The organism is Thalassospira sp. CH_XMU1448-2 (genome assembly GCF_037027285.1).
In the GTDB taxonomy this organism is placed as follows: domain Bacteria; phylum Pseudomonadota; class Alphaproteobacteria; order Rhodospirillales; family Thalassospiraceae; genus Thalassospira; species Thalassospira profundimaris_C.
In genome coordinates this window covers 630,181-645,416 of record NZ_JAYMEA010000002.1, presented here as the reverse complement: position 1 = coordinate 645,416, position 15,236 = coordinate 630,181, and the positions used below count along the sequence as shown (strand labels likewise).

The 15,236-nt window shown below is 51.7% G+C and carries 10 protein-coding genes and 3 tRNA genes; 6 read left to right on the top strand and 7 right to left on the bottom strand.

The genetic code is table 11. From position 1 onward, the window contains the following. Positions 1-56: 56 nt before the first annotated feature. From WA318_RS10315 to WA318_RS10295, 5 genes are all read right to left on the bottom strand, one after another. A complete protein-coding gene (locus tag WA318_RS10315) occupies positions 57-2,723 on the bottom strand; it encodes a valine--tRNA ligase (protein ID WP_336080811.1) in 2,667 nt (888 codons plus the stop codon). Positions 2,724-2,814: 91 nt separating this feature from the next. Continuing rightward, a complete protein-coding gene (locus WA318_RS10310) occupies positions 2,815-3,426 on the bottom strand; it encodes a DUF2497 domain-containing protein (RefSeq protein WP_114099818.1) in 612 nt (203 codons plus the stop codon). Between the two features lie 121 nt (positions 3,427-3,547). Beyond that, complete coding sequence (locus WA318_RS10305) at positions 3,548-4,900, bottom strand: TolC family outer membrane protein (protein ID WP_114099819.1); 1,353 nt, start codon at positions 4,898-4,900, stop codon at positions 3,548-3,550. 143 nt (positions 4,901-5,043) lie between these two features. Next, on the bottom strand, positions 5,044-5,367 hold the full coding sequence (locus WA318_RS10300; RefSeq protein ID WP_336080810.1) for a rhodanese-like domain-containing protein: 324 nt from the start codon (positions 5,365-5,367) through the stop codon (positions 5,044-5,046). Between the two features lie 65 nt (positions 5,368-5,432). Beyond that, complete coding sequence (locus WA318_RS10295) at positions 5,433-6,086, bottom strand: protein-L-isoaspartate O-methyltransferase family protein (RefSeq protein WP_114099821.1); 654 nt, start codon at positions 6,084-6,086, stop codon at positions 5,433-5,435. A 377-nt stretch (positions 6,087-6,463) separates the two neighbouring features. Here WA318_RS10295 and WA318_RS10290 point away from each other — a divergent pair, with 377 nt between their 5' ends. The 6 genes from WA318_RS10290 (at position 6,464) to WA318_RS10265 (ending at position 12,938) form a co-directional block, all read left to right on the top strand. Beyond that, a complete protein-coding gene (locus tag WA318_RS10290; RefSeq protein WP_336080809.1) occupies positions 6,464-8,905 on the top strand; it encodes a methyl-accepting chemotaxis protein in 2,442 nt (813 codons plus the stop codon). A 169-nt stretch (positions 8,906-9,074) separates the two neighbouring features. Further along, a tRNA-Cys gene (locus tag WA318_RS10285) sits at positions 9,075-9,148 on the top strand. A 4-nt stretch (positions 9,149-9,152) separates the two neighbouring features. Next, positions 9,153-9,228, top strand: a tRNA-Asn gene (locus WA318_RS10280). A gap of 327 nt (positions 9,229-9,555) precedes the next feature. Further along, positions 9,556-9,631 (top strand) — tRNA-Asn (locus tag WA318_RS10275). A 71-nt stretch (positions 9,632-9,702) separates the two neighbouring features. Continuing rightward, positions 9,703-10,020 carry a hypothetical protein gene (locus WA318_RS10270; RefSeq protein WP_114097757.1) on the top strand — a complete coding sequence of 106 codons (318 nt, stop codon included), beginning with the start codon at positions 9,703-9,705 and terminating at the stop codon, positions 10,018-10,020. Between the two features lie 227 nt (positions 10,021-10,247). Then, on the top strand, positions 10,248-12,938 hold the full coding sequence (locus tag WA318_RS10265) for a bifunctional acetate--CoA ligase family protein/GNAT family N-acetyltransferase (RefSeq protein ID WP_336080808.1): 2,691 nt from the start codon (positions 10,248-10,250) through the stop codon (positions 12,936-12,938). Positions 12,939-13,005: 67 nt separating this feature from the next. Here WA318_RS10265 and WA318_RS10260 read toward each other — a convergent pair whose 3' ends face one another. After that, positions 13,006-13,443, bottom strand: a complete 438-nt coding sequence (locus tag WA318_RS10260; protein WP_336080807.1) for a MerR family transcriptional regulator — start codon at positions 13,441-13,443, stop codon at positions 13,006-13,008. A gap of 104 nt (positions 13,444-13,547) precedes the next feature. Further along, entirely contained in the window at positions 13,548-15,002 is a 1,455-nt protein-coding gene (locus WA318_RS10255; RefSeq protein WP_336080806.1) for a right-handed parallel beta-helix repeat-containing protein, read from the bottom strand. Positions 15,003-15,236 lie beyond the last annotated feature (234 nt).

Below are 15,236 nucleotides of genomic sequence, written 5' to 3'. Positions count from 1 at the left end.
AAAGAAAAAGGCCAACCTTCACAGGTTGGCCTTTTATTCAGAGGACAAAGATCCGATTACATCGCAGCAATACGGTCATAAGCCTCGGTAAGTTTCGCCAGAGTGTCGCGGGCTTCCTCAAGCTTGGCTTTTTCAGTCGCCACAATATGCTCAGGCGCGCGACTGACAAATTTCTCGTTCGAAAGCTTGCCTTCCTGTGCCTTGATATATTTGGTCTTGTCCTGCATTTCCTTTTCAAGACGCGACTTCTCAGCAGCGACGTCAATGAAGTCGGCAACAGAAACAAAGACGGCCACACCGTCAACAACGGCCTGAATGGCCCCCTTGGCGATCGCTTCGACATCGCCCTGCCCCTTGAAGCCGATTTCAGCAACACGTGCCAGACGCTTGACTTGCGCTTCCTGCGCCGAAACAGCGGCTTTCATCGCGTCAGTCGCATCAACCAGATAGATCGGGACTTCGGCAGCTGGCGGCACATTCATCTCGGAACGAACGCCACGGATATCACCAATCAGGCGGATTGCCAGATCAATCTCGGCCTCGGCAGTACGATCAATCAGGGCATCGTCAAACTTCGGATAACTTTCCGAGATCAGCATCTTGCTGCGATTATCGGAAATCTGTTCCCAGAGTTCTTCGGTGATGTAAGGCATGACCGGGTGCAAGATCAGAAGAATCTGGTCAAGAACCCAGGCGGTTACGGCGCGAATCTCTGCCTTGGCTTCTTCGTCCTGGCCCATCAGAACCGGTTTTGCCAGTTCCAGATACCAGTCACAGAATGAGCCCCAAACGAACTGATAGGCACCACTTGCGGCATCATTGAAACGATAGGTTTCAATCCCCGTTCCGACGGCCTTGGCAGCCTCGACAGTTTTGCCAACGATCCAGCGTGCGAGTGTGGATTTGACGTTTGCAGGATCAAAACCATCAACCGGCTTGCATTCGTTCATTTCCGCGAAACGTGCAGCGTTCCAGAGCTTGGTCGCAAAATTGCGATACCCCTCAACCCGCGAAGCAGCAAGCTTGATATCGCGTCCCTGCGCTGCAAGTGCAGTCAGGGTAAAGCGCAATGCATCACAGCCATATTCGTCAATGATTTCTAAGGGATCGATTACGTTCCCCTTGGATTTCGACATCTTCTGTCCGTTCTCGTCACGAACCAGAGCATGGATATAGATATCCTTGAACGGAATTTTCCCGTCCATGAAATGCATACCCATCATGATCATACGGGCAACCCAGAAGAAGATGATGTCAAAGCCGGTAACCAGAACATCGCCCGGATAGTATTTATCAAGCTCGGGCGTCTTATCCGGCCAGCCAAGGGTCGAATACGGCCACAGAGCAGAAGAGAACCAGGTATCCAGAACATCGGTTTCCTGGGTCAGTTCAACGTCCTTACCGTAATGCGCTTTTGCCGCGGCAATCGCTTCTTCCTCGGTTTCCTCAACGAAGATTTCGCCATCCGGCCCAAACCATGCAGGGATACGATGACCCCACCAAAGTTGACGGGAAATACACCAAGGCTGGATGTTGCGCATCCATTCGAAATAAGTGTTTTCCCAGTTTTTCGGCACAAAGCGAATGCGACCGTCTTCGACGGCTTCGGTTGCCGGCTTTGCCAGCACTTCGGCATTAACGAACCACTGATCGGTCAGGTAAGGCTCGATAACAACGTTCGAACGGTCGCCATATGGCACCATATGAACGGTGTCTTCGATTTTCTCGAGCAAGCCAAGCTCGTCCATCTTGGCGATGATCTGTTTGCGTGCTTCGAAACGATCAAGCCCCCGGTATTCTGCCGGTGCATTCTCGTTAATGCAGGCGTGATCGTCCATGATGTTGATCTTTTCAAGATCAGCACGTTTGCCGACTTCGAAGTCGTTGAAATCATGGGCCGGAGTGATTTTGACCGCGCCAGACCCTTTTTCCGGATCGGCATATTCATCGGCAACGATCTGGATGCGGCGACCAACAATCGGCAGAATGCAATACTTGCCAATCAGGTCCTTGTAGCGCTCATCATCGGGATGAACCGCAACACCGGTATCGCCAAGCATGGTTTCCGGACGAGTGGTTGCAACGGTGATGAATTCTCCTTCACGACCTTCGATCGGGTATTTGAAATGCCAGTAATGACCTTTGACTTCTTTCTGGACAACTTCAAGATCTGAAATCGCGGTCAGAAGCTTCGGATCCCAGTTCACCAGACGCTTGTCGCGATAAATGAGGCCCTGTTTATGAAGGGTAACGAAAACCTTGCGAACAGCGGCAGAAAGGCCTTCGTCCATGGTAAAACGTTCACGCGCCCAGTCAGGCGAAGCCCCAAGGCGACGCAACTGGTTGGTGATTGTACCACCGGATTTTTCTTTCCATTCCCAGACCTTTTCAACGAACTTCTCGCGGCCAAGATCATGGCGCGTCACATTCTGTTCGCCAAGCTGGCGTTCAACCACCATCTGGGTGGCGATACCGGCATGGTCGGTTCCGGGTTGCCACAGGGTGTCCTTCCCGTTCATGCGGTTATAGCGGATAAGGATATCCTGAAGCGTAAAAGTCAGCGCATGCCCCATATGGAGGCTGCCGGTCACGTTGGGCGGCGGCATCATGATGACATAGGGATCGGCACCTGATGCCGTATCGCAGGCAAACGCCCCCGACTTTTCCCATTTATCGTAAAGTCTGCCTTCAACGTCGGCCGGGCTGTAAGTCTTCTCCAACATGGTCTTTTGATCCGCTGCGGGTTTAATCATTCATACAAAGAAAAAAGCGGCGCACCGAAGGCGCGCCGCTTTAAATCAACTATCGGCTCGCCTACAGGTCTTCGGCGCGGTTCACAATCCGCTCGATTTCCTTCTTCACAAGGCGTTCGATCATATAGGGTAGGTTTTCGTCAAGCCATTCCTTAAGCAGCGGACGCAGCATATCGCGCACCAGATCCTCAAGGGTGGCATGACCGGCATTAACGCCAAGGGCAACAGCACGTTTCTTTGCAACGGCTTGCGCCAATTCCGAGATGGTGCCGGTCGCCGACGATTCCGTCATATTCGAAATCAGCGGTTCGTCATCATCGTCATCATAAAGAGCTGGCATTGCCGGTTCCGGCTCGGGCTCAGGCTCTTCGAATTCGTCTTCGAATGGCTCCGGCTCGTCTTCAAGCGGAGTCTCGTCGAAATCGAGCATATCGTCGAGATCAAGCTCTTCCTCCGGCTCGTCGAGTTCGAGTTCTTCGGGTTCATCGTCAAACTCAAGTTCTTCGGGTTCTTCATCAAGAACGAGTTCGTCGATTTCTTCTTCCGGTTCGGGTTCCGGTTCCGGCTCAGGCTCTGGTTCCGGCATCGGTTCGGGTTCAGGAGCGGCTTCCTGTTTTTCTTCATCCCCCTCATCAGCAAGAATTTTGCGGATGGACTGGAGGATGTCCTCCATTGAAGGTTCTTGTTGCCCGTCACTCATAATTAAATTTCCGCACTAGTGTCATTTAACCAGACCGATCCGAAAGTTTGTTCAGGACAGGATGCCAGACACCCTGTCCTGAAAACACATCAGGTCAGTCTGTTCCCCACCACTGGTCCTTGACTTTATTGTAGTTGGACTCAGTGTCGTAAATTTCGACTGGCAAGCCAAGGACTTGGGCATTAAGAGCACCCATTGCAGCCTTGACCTGGAATTCTGCAACCGCCGCATCACGACGCGAACCGACAAGGTCCACACGGGCCTGCAAAAGTTCCTGCTCCTGATCAAGAACATCAAGAACAGTACGCGAACCGACAGATGCTTCTCGTTGAACACCATCCAACGCGACTTCTGCCGACGATACCTGTGCCTGCTGCGATTCGATACTCGCCCGCGCAGTTACAAGGGTTTCCCATGCACTGGTGGCATTCTCAATCACAGCACGGCGTGCTTCATCAACCTGAATGCGTGCCTGACCTGCGGTTTGCTTGGCAGCACGAACACCGGAATAAACTGCGCCCTGCTGGTACAGTGGCACAGAAACGGATGCGATGATATCAGCGCTGTCGGCCGTAAAATCCTCGGTCGACCCTTCATGCGCCCGTTCAACACCAGCTGAAAGACTGACTTCCGGGTAAAGCGACCCTTCATTCAGACGAATATCAGACTGGGCTGCCTGTTCGGTGTATTGCGCCTGCAGAACGTCAGGATGCTGACCCTGTGCAATCGACAAAACATCCGTAACACTGGTTGGAAGACCGGCAAGCGGGTTGGGAATTTCAAGGTTGCTTGGTGGATTACCAACCAGACGCTCATATTGTGCGCGTGTATTTGCCAGCGCCCCCTGTGCCGAAATCAAGTCTGCTTTCGCACCAGCAAGGCGGGCTTCCGCCTGCGAGACGTCGGTACGGGTCACTTCACCAACCGCAAAACGATCCCGGGTTGCTTCAAGCTGACGCTCAAGCACGCGAACGTTGTTCTGGTTCAGTTCAACAACGGCAGTATCACGCAATACATTGAAATACGACGTCGCAACCTGCAACATCACATCCTGTTCTGTGGAACGCAGGGATGCGCGCGCTGCCTGAATGCGTGCTTCGGCACGCTCTGTCTGCGCGGTTGTACGGCCACCACGATAGAGCGGCTGGGTCACGTTCAAGCCGACAGTATAAGGCGTAAGGCTGTTGTCGGTATTTGTCCCGTTGACTTCCGTGTTGTTTTCACGGAGACCGGCATCACCGGTTAATGTAACACTCGGGCGCCAGTTTGACAGTGCAGCCGAAATCTCTTCGTCTGTCGAGCGCAACGATGCGCGCCCGGCTTCGAGTGTCGGGTTGCTCTGATATGCCTTAATAAGAGCGTCCTCAAGACTTTCCGCAGATGCGCCACCGGCAACCATTCCTCCGGTTGCAAGGATACTGCAGGTCAGCAAGAACCGTTTTAACATTTATCTACCCTTGTAAAATCCTACACCAAGTCCCGACCCCGGCGCAGTTTCACTCATGGTAACGACGGAAACAAAATTTTCCAAGAAAAGAGGCATTTGGAAGCCAAAAAAGTATTTTGCCCGCTTTCTGATCGTTACATCGTTTAATCGTAGCGCATCATATCTGGCGCAATTTGACGCGCCCAGATATCTATACCGCCTGTAACATTAAAAACATCTTTAAATCCATATTCTTCAAGGAAAACCCCTGCATGACGACTGCGAACGCCATGATGGCAGATAACGGCAAGCGGCATGTCTTGCGGCAACTCATCCAGCCTGCCGTGCAATTCCGATAATGGAATATGCACAGATTCCCTGATCATACAGATTTCAACTTCCCAGTCTTCGCGCACATCCAAAAGAACGATTGGCAATTTTTGTTCAAGGATTTTAGCCAACTCCTGGCATGCAAGTTCCCTAACCATGAAATCCTGACAATCGCGATGAGCACAAAAAGAATTGCCCGGATGGTTCCGGGCAATTCGTCAGATTAAAATACAAAGCTTTCCGCCGGCTCAAAGCCCGGCAGGTATGGAATGTTTGCATCAAACAGATCGCGATGGCCAATGACGCCATTTTCACGTTCATAAAGTTTGGCAACACCGACCTTGCCTGCCTCTCTTACAACGGCGAGCAAACGACCACCTTCTGCGATCTGATCCAGAATGGCGGCAGGTACTTCGCAAACTGCACCATCGAAGATGATTACATTATAAGGTGCCTGCTTGGCGTAGCCGGCAGCCAGTTCACCTTCGACAACGATAACATTGTCATAGTTGACTTTCTGGAAGGCTGCTTCGGCAGCACTCGCCATTTCCTTGTTGCTTTCTACGGCAACAACGGTTTCTGCGACGCGCGAAATCAGCGCACTGCCATAACCAAAGCCCGCACCAATCACCAAAGCAACATCTGCCTCAGCGATCTCGGCACTTTGCATCAAGCGCGCAATCACCATCGGCTCCATCGCGAAGCGACCATCACCAACCGGAATATCTTCATCAATATAGGCAATGCCGCGTTTGCCTTCGGGCAGGAACAGTTCGCGCGGAACTTCCTCCATCGCAGCGATGACCAGCGGATCGGTAACCTTGTTGGTCCGAACCTGATTTTCCACCATGTTATGGCGCGCGATTTGGTAATCCATGATTATCTGACCTGAAAATTCTCGCGAGAAACTCTCCGCTTCCTGTTTGATCGTTGTCAAACGCGGTCACGGCAATTGCCCTGTTTATAGTTGCCACATAAGCAACTGACAACAACGGATCAACTCCAACCTGCTCTTTGAGCGCGTTTTTCCGCCAATTTTTACAGAAACAGAAGGCGCGCCCCTACGGTTCAAAGATTTTTTGAAACCGGCACATGATTTTTTGATCTGTCACAATTTTTATCCTCAAATGAGGATGTTATACGTCAGTATTAAAAACATATACCATCGAACTCGATAAATGCACAAATGGAATTCTACAGAACGTGACAGTCTGACAGACCGTGTCATGTGTTTCATCCGGGGGAAAGCAAATCATGCGTGACAATGGACCAGTCACCAACCGCGAAGTCGTCATGAAAGACGGAGATATTCTGGTTTCGAAAACGGATACAGGTGGGCGTATCACCTTTACCAACCAGACGTTTGTTGAGATCAGCGGTTACACCAACGACGAACTTGTGGGTGCTCCACATAACATGATCAGACACCCTGACATGCCCAAGGAAGCATTTGCAAACCTCTGGGAAACCATCAAGGCCGGGACGCCCTGGCAGGGCTTGGTCAAGAACCGCGCAAAAAATGGTGATCATTACTGGGTTCGGGCAAACGTAACACCCATTATAGAAGACGGTCAGGTAAACGGTTTTATTTCCATCCGGACAAAACCATCCGAGGCAGAAAAAAATACGGCCAACCGGATCTATGCAGATATTCGTGCAGGGTCGGCAAAGGATATTCGCCTTGAGCAGGGTGAAGTTGTTAATACAGGCCCCAAAGCGAAGATGAGAGAGTTTCTCGCCAGCATCAAAGGTAGTCTCAGCCTTGCTTTCGGAACCATGTTTATCCTGATGCTGTTGATTGGCGGATATGCATTGTATGGCGAATTCAAAACAGAGCAAGCTCTCGAGAACGTCTATAATGACCGTGTCAAACCGTTGAACCTGTTAAAACAGGTATCTGATGACTATGCCGTGTTTGTTGTTGATGCTTCTCATAAAGTCCGCAACGGTAACTTCACATGGCAGGAAGGTCTGGATAGCATCAATATCGCGGAACAGCGCATCAAGGAAAACCTTGATATCTACTTTTCACGGAACCTTGATTCTGGAGAAGTCGCAGTCGTCGAGCGCGTTAAACAGCTGCTCCCGCCCGCCGATAAGCTTATCCTGCGCCTCCGCGCCATCTTTAAAGATGGCGACAGAGTTGCACTTGACGCTTTGATCAAGGATGAACTTTATCAGACCATAGATCCGCTCACCGAACAGATTGGCAATCTGTCAGTCGCACAAAACGAGATTGTCGGTGTACAGGTTGAAGATGCCCGTCAGGCATTCTTCATGGCCGCGACAGTTGACGGTGTCCTGATCCTGATCGCAGCAGGCCTGACTCTGATCTATGGCGCATGGCTTATCCGCAAATTCCGTCGCCCCCTGAACGAAATGGCAAAACATTTCGATGCAATCGCACGAAATGACCTGGCCCATCTTATCCCTTTGCCTGAAATGCCTGATTTCAAACCATTGACTCAGCAACTTCGTGCATTGCATGCAAAGCTTGCATATAATCGTCTTGAACGTGATGAAAATGAGTCCAAAGCCAGCAGCCAGAGGATCGGAGCCCTTCGCGGCCTTGCCGAAACGGTTGAAAAAGAACTGCAGAAAGTTGTTCAGTCGATCATTGATCAAACCCGGCGTTTGAATGAATCTGCTGGCGAGATGGCAGGATCATCCGAACGTGTCTCAGAAAACTCCGAGAGTGTTGCTGCAGCAGCACATCAAGCATTGGCAAATGCGGAAACAGTTTCCGGCGCCTCAGAGGAATTGGCTGCCTCCATTCGCGAAATCACTCGCCAAATCGAACAAGCCACCAATCTGACCGCCGAAGCCAACCGGGCGGGCGAAAGCGCAGAGCAAACGGTTACCTCGCTTCAGAACAGTGTTGGCAAGATTGGCGAAGTTGCCGAGCTTATCAGTGATATTGCCGCACAAACCAACTTGCTTGCCCTGAACGCAACGATTGAGGCTGCAAGAGCTGGCGATGCTGGCAAAGGATTTGCCGTGGTTGCACAAGAGGTCAAAAACCTTGCAAACCAGACAGCAAAATCAACGGAGGAAATCACCCGTCAGCTTGGCGAGATCCAGAACGTCACAGATTCCGTTGTATCCACGGTGCAGCTGATGACGGCAAGCATTCGACGCGTTGATGAAGTTGCATCGAACGTTGCGATAAGCGTGCGCCAGCAAGACGATGCAACGCAGGAAATTGCCCGAAACGTTATCCAGACGGCGGAGGCATCAAACGAAGTTACCGAAAAAATCGGTCATGTCGCGTCCGAAGCGCAGGAAAACCTCAACCGTGCAGCGCAAATGAACAAAATCGCCGAGGAAGTGGATGGGAGCATTGCCCAGCTTCGCAACAGTCTCGTTCGAATCGTTCGCACAGCAACACCTGAAGTGAACCGCCGTAAGGATCCGCGTTACGAAACCCAGATATTGGTAACATTAACAATTGGTGGCAAATCCATTCGCGGAAAAACCGTCGACATCTCCACCGGCGGCGCCAAGGTTTCTTTGGCTGAACCGGTAAAGAAAGGCGCCAAAGGTGAGATCACCCTTGAAGGACCGAATACGACGATCCCGTTCGAGGTTGAACATTCGCACGACACGATTGCCAATATTGACTTCGCACCAAGTAAAAACCGCGAGGAAAAACTCGCCCCGTGGCTTGAACGTCAATATGGCAAGAAGTCTGCCTGACTCAGTCATCTTCATGCACGTACCCCACCCTGTTGAACCGCTCGGGATTGTATCCCGGGCGGTTTTTCTCGTTTCAGTGTAAATATCAAGCCGTTGTTCAAAAAATGTAAAATTGGGTGCTTGACGGCTCGTATTCTATGAGGCTATACACCGCTCCAGCCAACGCGAAGGCGCGATGGCGGAGTGGTTACGCAGAGGACTGCAAATCCTTGCACGCCGGTTCGATTCCGGCTCGCGCCTCCACTGATCCGGCATAGCTCAGTTGGTAGAGCAAATGACTGTTAATCATTGGGTCGCAGGTTCGAGTCCTGCTGCCGGAGCCAAAAAACCCTGGAACTCAGTTCCGGGGTTTTTTGCTTTTTGGCTTACATGCCATTATCTGCACTGTTTGCTCCGGACTCAAACTTTGAAGCCGCGCGACTTCCGACGCCATCCGGATACGAATTACAACACGAAAACAATGTTTTCGATATAACCACACCACCCTTTTCGCGATTAAGCCTGCACTCCGGTTAACCCAAAGCTGCATCCATTCCAAGCTGGTCAAAAAAGACGACAGTTTGGTCATTTTTTCGCAAAAAAGGTCTTGCGACGTTCCGACGGTTTGATTATACACCTGCCACGCGCTTCGGACGAAGCGCGCAGCCTGATCCGGCATAGCTCAGTTGGTAGAGCAAATGACTGTTAATCATTGGGTCGCAGGTTCGAGTCCTGCTGCCGGAGCCAATTAAAAAGGGGCCGAACGTAATGTTCGGTCCCTTTTGCTTTTAGCACGTCACAAGATGAGACAAAGCACCATGAAAACCGTCAAGATCGAATTGCGTGAAGTTCAGCTCGCCACCCTTTCGGGATCGACCCGCGGCTGGTTAATTGCGGGCGAAAATGATGTCATTCACGGCATGGTGCATCCGATTGATGGTGATTTGTTCACGATTTCATCAACGACAGACCCACGCATTCAGGCCTTTGGCTGGTGCCCGATGTTTGACAGTCTGGCCCATGTACAAAATGATCTTGAAATTGCGCTGGCGATGACATCTGCCGCCGAAGTCGAAGAATGGATTGAAGAATCCGAACGCTTTGACGATGAAGGTCATCACGGCCATCTTCATTGACCCCCTCACCGCTGCATCTGCGGTCACAAGCATGAAACTGCGGCATATCTGAAAAACGCCATAAAAACTTCGTCGCCTCAGTGCTTTATTGATGCACAGCAAATCAATATACTGGTCACTGACTTAACATCGCATTTGCTTCGAGCATGGTGTGCGGGGATATTCACTAAGAGTAACGCAACGCCATTGCCTAAAACCAGCCCACAGCACAACGCGGGAATTCGGCGATGAGTACAATTAATCTGGACCATCTGTTCAAACCCAAATCGGTCGCCGTGATTGGCGCCTCCAACCGCCCTCATTCTGTTGGCCATGTGCTGATGAAAAACCTGCTGGCCGGTGGATTTGATGGACCGATCATGCCTGTCAATCCCCGCAGCCAGTCGATTGGCGGTGTCCTGGCTTATCCCGATGTCAACAGCCTGCCTGTCGTACCAGAGCTTGCCGTTATCTGCGTGCCGCCGCAGGCGGTTATCCCGGTAATGAAATGCCTTGCGGAAAAAGGGTGTCTGGCAGCGATTGTCCTGACTGCGGGACTTGGTTCCGAACCGTTTGATGAGAAACGAAGCATCAAACAGGCCATGCTTGATATTGCGTCTGAAAAGAAGATGCGTCTTCTTGGCCCGAACTGCCTTGGCCTTATGGTTCCCGGTATCGGTTTGAATGCCAGCTTTAGCCACCAGAATATCGGTAGTGGCAAAATCGCATTCGTTTCGCAATCAGGTGCGCTTTGTACTGCCGTTCTTGACTGGGCATCTGCGCGCGACATCGGGTTTTCACACTTCATATCTCTTGGCGAGTGCGACGATGTCGATTTTGGTGATGTGATCGACTATCTGGGTTCGGATCCTGATACCCGTGCGATCATGCTTTACATCGAATCCATTCATGAACGCCGAAGCTTCATCTCGGCTGCCCGTGCCGCATCACGCAACAAGCCCATTCTCTGCATCAAGTCGGGGCGTTTTGCCGAAGGTGCGGCCGCGGCTGCATCACATACAGGCGCACTTGCTGGCGCAGATGACGTCTTTGACGCTGCTATCAAGCGCGCCGGGGTACTGCGTGTTTACACGGTTAGCGAAATGTTCTCGGCTGCCGAAACGCTTTCACGCATGCGCCCGTTCCGTGGCGACAAGCTTGGCATCGTGACCAATGGCGGCGGGATCGGGGTGCTTGCGGTTGACGCTTTGATCGAACGTCAGGGTCATCTTGCCCACCTTGATCCTGAGACCATCACGGCCTTGGACAAGGTTTTGCCTGCTACATGGTCGCATGCCAACCCGGTCGACATTATCGGAGATGCCCCCGGAGAACGTTATGCCAAGGCAATTGAAACGGTTCTGACTGACAGCAATATCGACAGTCTTCTGGTCATGCATGCCCCTACCGCTATCACCGACCCTGTCGAAGTCGCGCGTTGTGTCATTGACCAGATCAAACACAGTAAGAAAAATATCCTGACCAACTGGGTTGGCGAAGCTACCGTAGCCGAAGCCCGCAACATGTTTTATGCCGCAGGAATTCCGACATATCGCACACCGGAAAACGCCGTGGCAGCCTTCCAGCACATGGTCAATTATCGCAAATTGCAAGACCTGTTGATGGAAACACCACCATCGGTCCCACGCGATTATACGCCGCAGACCGATAAGGCGCGCAGCATCATACACACCGCCATTCATGCCGGTCGTGACATGCTAACCGAGCCTGAGGCAAAAGCCGTTCTGGAATGCTATGGCATCAATACAGTCAAAACCATTGCAGCCAGTGACATCGAAGAAGCGGTACGCACCGCCGACGATATCGGCTATCCGGTCGCGCTTAAGATCCTGTCCGACGATATCAGCCACAAGTCCGACGTTGGTGGCGTCGTCCTAAATCTTGATAGTGGCGAGGAAGTCAGGGCGGCGGCCCTGAAAATGCAGCGCACCATCGAACAAAAATTCCCCAATGCCCGTCTGCGCGGTTTTACCATTCAGGAAATGATCACCCGTGCGGGCGCACGTGAACTGATTGTCGGCATGACCACCGACCCGATCTTTGGTCCGGTGATCCTGTTTGGTCATGGGGGCGTCGAGGTCGAAGTCGTACGCGACCGTGCCATGGCCCTGCCCCCGCTGAACATGAAGCTTGCCCGTGAACTGGTTGAAGGTACGCGCATTTACAAGCTCCTCAAAGGCTATCGGGACGTTCCCCCAGTAAATCTTGAAGATCTTTACATGACGCTGGTTCGCCTGTCGCAGCTGGTTGTGCATCTGGGCGAAGTGGTTGAGCTTGACATGAACCCGCTTCTTGCCGACCAGCATGGTGTGATTGCCCTTGATGCGCGTATCAAGGTAACCCCAAAGGTCGTCAGCGACGATAAGCGCCTTGCCATTCATCCCTATCCAAGACACCTGAAACAGGAACTGGTGATGGATGATGGAACGACTTATCTTCTGCGCCCGATCAAGCCCGAGGACGAACCCGCGCACTATGAGTTCATGTCAAAACTGACACCCGAAGATATTCATTTCCGGTTCTTCGGTTCTGTACGTGAACTTCCACATTCTGAAATGGCCCGCCAGACCCAGCTGGATTATGATCGCGACATGGCATTCCTGGCTGTGGTACCCGATGGCCCGGAACAGGGCCAGATCCACGGCATTGTTCAGGTCGTCATCGATCCCAATAACGAACATGCAGAATATGCCATCATGGTCCGGTCGGACATCAAGGGGCGAGGTCTTGGTCGTGTTCTGATGGAACAGATGATTGCCTATTGCCGCCGCAAGGGTACCGAAACCTTTATCGGTCAGGTCTTGCCTAGCAACCGCCGCATGCTAACCCTCTGCGAGAAACTTGGCTTCAGCCGCAAATACATCCCCGACGAAGATGTTTTTGAGGTCACGTTACCGCTCCAACGCGACGCTCACTAATCAGGCAACTTCCAACAAAAAAGCCCGGCAACTGCCGGGCTTTGTCTTTGGTACTTTCGGAACGGAGCTAGGCACCATCGGCCACAAGTTTGGCACGGATATCGGCAACTGCCTTTTCGGGATCGATACCCTTTTCACGCAGGCTGTCGACGGCTTCGTTTTCGATTTTACGCAGTTCTTCAAGCGTGGTCTGCACATCTTCAAGCTGCTGCTCAAGTTCGGCGATCCGGCGGCGACCGACAAGCATCAGATGAGCGAGTTGCTCAGTCCGCGTGCGGTCGGCATCGTAGAGATCGATATATTCCTTGATGTCTTCAAGCGAAAAACCAAGACGTTTGCCACGCAGAACAAGCATCAGGCGTGCCCGGTCACGATAGTTATAAACGCGCGTTGCCCCGGCCCGCTGCGGCGCCAGAAGATTTTTGGTTTCATAGAACCGGATTGCACGCGGCGTGATATCGAACTCTTCGGCCAACTCGGTGATACTGTATAGCTTGTCGTTCATGGTTTTTCTTGTTTGATGACTGCGATGGGTCAACATCGCAACTTTCCGACATTCCAGTCAACATATTTACGCAAACGTAAACAGAAAACACCTGATCACCGGGGTTACGATGACGTCGCCTGCACTTCCGGAACGGGTAAGGACCGGACATAATCGAGATCAACCGGAACATAGTCCGGTCCCTGTATCAGACATCCATCGGTAATCGCGCCCGGCCAATGTTCGGAATTGCTGCACCAGACACTGCCGTCAGGCAGAGGTACCTCCAATGGGTTGACATAGGGAATTTGGTGGCTTTCTCGAAGCTCGAACTGGCCAGCGAGACTGTTCTCAAACAGTGGACCTGTTGCGGGTCTAGGGCAACTCAGCACACCGTCGTAGGGATCAAAAACGTCGGGATATGCAGGATGGTTTGCCAGATCCCCTGAAAACACGACAGGCAAAGGCGGCATGGCTGAAAGGTAAAGGTCAGCATATTCGCCAAAGAACGACTGATCGAGTGGCATCATTCCATCAGGCAAGGTAACCGGGTCTGCATGTTCAATTGCGTTGCGTGCATTCACCAGACCGCGCGTTGTTCCCTTTTTGATGTATTTCTGCCGCAGATAGAAACTGTTGTGAAAACAGACAGAAACATAATCTGGTTGGGGAACGTCACCACCCTTTCCAAGTTTGAAAACAGCACCGCCATTATACTCGTCGCCATCTGGCCCCGGACGGCTATCAAACCAGCAAATATTGGCGAAGTAGTACCAAAATCCACCGCGTACGCCATCTTGTGAAAACAGTTTGTGACAGTTGTAAAATCGGTTGCGACCAATCCACCAGCCAAGGGCCACGAACTCCGGCTCAATCGGATTGTCACGGATATAGCTAAACCGGTTATCCATAATACGGATGTCACGGTTAAATGTGCCAATCGTAGCGCCAACATCGAAGCTCGATACATCCATGCGGATACCGTTATAGCAATCGCGAATATCGTTTCGAGAAATCTCGACATCACCGGCGATATCATCCGCCCCAAAGAACGCACCGTTCAGATAACGGAATGGAACCTTGATGACGTTTCCCTCGTCGTCCTTGCCATCGTGAATTTCATCCCAACGGATGGCGCGCCAGATTGATGAGTCCTGAACCCATCGGCATTCGGTGATTTTGATGCCACGGCAACGTTCGCCACTGGCATAAAACGCATAGGTTCCGTCTGATATATCAAGCCCCCTGAAGCTCAGGTTTCGGCTGTTTTCAATGTAAACTGCACTTGGCCAGGCGCGCGTAATATTGAGGTTCTCGATGCGGATATGCTCAACATCAATCAATTGAAAAACGGCGAAACGCGCTTGCCCCGGATTGCTTGCCGAGACGCTTGGATCGGGTTTTTGCGCAGCATCAAGAACGACACCGGTTTCGCCACGAACAACGATTGGGTTCCCTTGTTCGCCGCTGTGCGGAAACGGCATGGGCCGTTTGACACGATAGGTTCCGGCGATCAGACGGATAAGCTGTCCGGGTTTGCTGTTGACAATTGCCATTTCCAGCGTTGTTGTCGGACGCATTTTTGAATCAATCCAATGGTCCTTCCCGTCGTCTGAAACGTAAACAACTTCCACTGAATCGCCCCCTTCTATCTTTGCGTCAAGGAACGATACAGCAAAATATCACGACGCCAAGCATCTGTTTTAGCGTCCTTATTCAGAAATAATCGTGATCAGATGTCCGATATCACGGGTGACATCAGGGTGGTCATCGGAATTTTCGGGATTGGTGTCCGGGTCTTGGCAAGACGCGCA